Raw genomic sequence first — 2928 nt, 5'->3', positions numbered from 1 at the left:
GTGGAGGTCGGGGTGGGAGTCGGAGCGGTGGTCGTTGTGCGGCTTTGGGCGCCGACGACACTGCGCTGCTCCCCGGCCGCTGCCGACTCCGCACCGATGAACACGATCAGGGCGCTGAGAGCGGCTGCAGCGATCGCCGTGCGGACCGGCCGAGAGGCCGTGCCGACCGGCCGGCTCACCGTCCTCGCCTGTCCGGAGCGAGCGGTTCGCCGTCGTTCGATGTGCGTTTCATGGGGTCTCCTTCGAAGGGGTGAGCGCGGGCGTGGCCTCGGATGTCGTCACGAGGGGGTCGCGGGATTCGGAGCGGGAGCGGGCGTGGGAGCGGGCGCGATCCGGATGTCGGGGCGTGGCCCCTCGAGGCAGGAAGCCTTGGAGCCGCGCGACACCGGCGGAAGACGCCGTTCTGGTGACGGCCCTTCGACGATCAGGTTCGGGAGAGACCCAGCCGGATCAGGGAGACCGCGGTCCCGCAGGGGTGCAGGGGAGAAGCCGGATCTGAGCGCAGCGCGCGCGGTGTCTCCCGGAGGGTCGAGAACTGTCCGGGGCGCCCGAGGACGCGAGAAAGCAGGAGCATCGCGGCGAGGCCGCACAGCACCCCGAGAATGCAGAGTGCGGCACCGACGAGGGTGCTCGTGACGGCGACCGGGAATGCGGCCTGGACCTGGGCCTCGTCCGTTTCGGCGTCGGCGCCGATCGCGGCGGTGTCGTCGAACGCGGCGGTGTCGTCGAACGCGGCGGTGTCGTCGATAGCGGCGGTGTCGTCGAACGCATCGATGGCCGCGGCGGCGAGCGAGGGGGCCGCGCCGTTCTCCCCGGCATCGCCGTGTGCGGTCACCGCGAAGGCGAAGAGGAGCAGGAGCGCCAGGCTCACGGTGGTAATGAGGCGCATTATCACCGGCTGGTCGACAGTCGCCGTGGATCGGTGGATCCCGGGCGGGCGGCGCATTCTCCGGATCCTACTCCCACGACCTATCGCGTTCCTTCGAGCGGGAGACGGGAACTAGGCTCGGTCGCGACGCAGTTGCTCAGAGTCGTGGTGATACCAGGAACCACGTAGGCTGATACTGCGTTCCATCACGGCATGTCGCACGACGGCGTTCGAAGGAGAACATCAGATGCAGATCAGTGGACAGGGTGCACTCATCACCGGCGGAGCCTCCGGGCTGGGACTCGCCACGGCGCGACGACTGGTCGCAGCGGGCGCGCACGTCACGATTATCGACCTCGCCTCATCGAAGGGCGCCGAGGTCGCGGACGAGCTCGGCGGTCTCTTCGTCGCGGCAGACGTCACGAACGCCGAGGAGGTGCAGGCGGCCGTCGCGGCCGCGCAGTCGGCGGCACCGCTGCGCGTCGTCGTGAACTGCGCCGGGATCGCCCCACCCGCCAAGGTGCTCGACCGTGAGGGCAACCCGGCCGTGCTCGCCGACTTCGAGCGCGTGATCCGGATCAACCTCGTCGGCACGTTCAACGTCATCTCCCAGGCCTCCGCCGTCATCGCGAAGAACGAGCTGCACGACGAGGAACGCGGTGTCATCGTGAACACCGCGAGCGTCGCCGCGTTCGACGGGCAGATCGGCCAGCCCGCGTACTCCGCGTCCAAGGGCGGCGTGCACGCGATGACCCTTCCGGTGGCGCGCGAGCTCGCCCGCTACGGCATCCGGGTCTGCACGATCGCCCCCGGCATCATGGAGACGCCGATGCTGATGGGCCTCCCGCAGGCGGCCCAGGACTCCCTGGGTCAGCAGGTGCCCTTCCCGTCCCGTCTCGGCCGCCCCGACGAGTACGCCGCCCTCGTGCAGCAGATCGTCGAGAACGGCTACCTCAACGGCGAGACCATCCGCCTCGACGGCGCCATCCGCATGGCGCCGCGCTGACCCCGCGGCTGTCCCTCCCCTTCGCGATCGAGAACCCAGGAGAACACATGTCCCTTGCAGGCAAGACCATCCTGATGTCGGGCGGCAGCCGCGGCATCGGCCTCGCGATCGCGCTGCGAGCCGCCGCCGACGGTGCGAACATCGCCATGCTCGCGAAGACCGACACCCCGCATCCGAAGCTCGAGGGCACGATCCACACCGCCGCCGAGCAGATCCGTGCGGCGGGCGGCCAGGCTCTCCCGATCGTCGGCGATGTGCGCGACGACGACGACATCACCGAAGCGGTCCTGAAGACGCAGGGTGAGTTCGGCGGCATCGACATCGTGATCAACAACGCCAGCGTCATCGATCTCTCCCGCTCGCTCGACCTGAGCGCCAAGAAGTACGACCTGATGCAGGACGTCAACGTGCGCGGGACGTTCATGCTCTCCCGCGCGGCGGTGCCGATCCTGAAGGATGCCGAGAACCCGCACATCCTCTCGCTGTCGCCGCCCCTCAATCCGTCCCCGAAGTGGCTGGGCGCGCACACCGGCTACACCCTCGCGAAGTTCGGCATGACCATGGCGACGCTCGGCCTCGCCGCCGAGTTCGCCCGCGACGGGATCGCCGCCAACACGCTCTGGCCGCGCACCACGATCGCCACTGCCGCGGTGCAGAACCTGCTCGGCGGCGACAAGGTCATGGCCGCGAGCCGCACGCCCGACATCTACGCGGACGCCGCCTATGCCGTGCTGCTCAAGCCCGCCGCGTCGTACACGGGGCAGACCCTCATCGTGGAGGACGTGCTCGAAGCCGACGGCGTGACCGACTTCTCCCGCTATGCGGCGATCCCCGGCACCCCCGACACCGCCCTGTTCCCGGACATCTTCCTCGACTGAGCTTCCCTGCTGCCCCAGCTGCCCCAGCTGCCCGAAGTCGGAGGCCGAAGTCGGAGGCCGAAACAGAGACCATCCGACGTCAGGGCCGCGTGTCGGGCGACGCCACGCCGCACTGAACCTGGTTCGTCTCCGTTTTGGTTCGTCTCCGTTTTGGCGGGAGGGGGTGTGGGTGGGGG

3 protein-coding genes are annotated in these 2928 nt (G+C 69.5%); 2 read left to right on the top strand and 1 reads right to left on the bottom strand.

Annotated elements, in window-relative coordinates; translation table 11 throughout:
* Window positions 1–424: 424 nt before the first annotated feature.
* A complete protein-coding gene (locus tag AX744_RS09180; RefSeq protein WP_061016467.1) occupies window positions 425–889 on the bottom strand; it encodes a hypothetical protein in 465 nt (154 codons plus the stop codon).
* Between the two features lie 226 nt (window positions 890–1115).
* Here AX744_RS09180 and AX744_RS09175 point away from each other — a divergent pair, with 226 nt between their 5' ends.
* Complete coding sequence (locus AX744_RS09175) at window positions 1116–1874, top strand: SDR family NAD(P)-dependent oxidoreductase (RefSeq protein ID WP_046747505.1); 759 nt, start codon at window positions 1116–1118, stop codon at window positions 1872–1874.
* 47 nt (window positions 1875–1921) lie between these two features.
* Window positions 1922–2752: an SDR family oxidoreductase gene (locus tag AX744_RS09170; RefSeq protein WP_058631678.1), complete on the top strand. Its 831-nt coding sequence runs from the start codon at window positions 1922–1924 to the stop codon at window positions 2750–2752.
* The last annotated feature ends 176 nt before the right edge of the window (window positions 2753–2928 follow it).

The sequence above is a fragment of the Microbacterium sp. CCH5-D1 genome (genome assembly GCF_001557335.1).
GTDB classification, from domain to species: Bacteria; Actinomycetota; Actinomycetes; order Actinomycetales; family Microbacteriaceae; genus Microbacterium; species Microbacterium oxydans.
Note: the sequence above shows the minus strand (reverse complement) of the source record. Positions and strands in the feature narration are given on the sequence as shown.

Excerpts from the sequence above, each read along its gene's own strand:
- AX744_RS09170 (WP_058631678.1), top strand. The coding sequence starts at position 1,922 with ATGTCCCTTGCAGGCAAGACCATCCTGATGTCGGGCGGCAGCCGCGGC.
- AX744_RS09175 (WP_046747505.1), top strand. The coding sequence starts at position 1,116 with ATGCAGATCAGTGGACAGGGTGCACTCATCACCGGCGGAGCCTCCGGG.
- AX744_RS09180 (WP_061016467.1), bottom strand. The coding sequence starts at position 889 with ATGCGCCTCATTACCACCGTGAGCCTGGCGCTCCTGCTCCTCTTCGCC.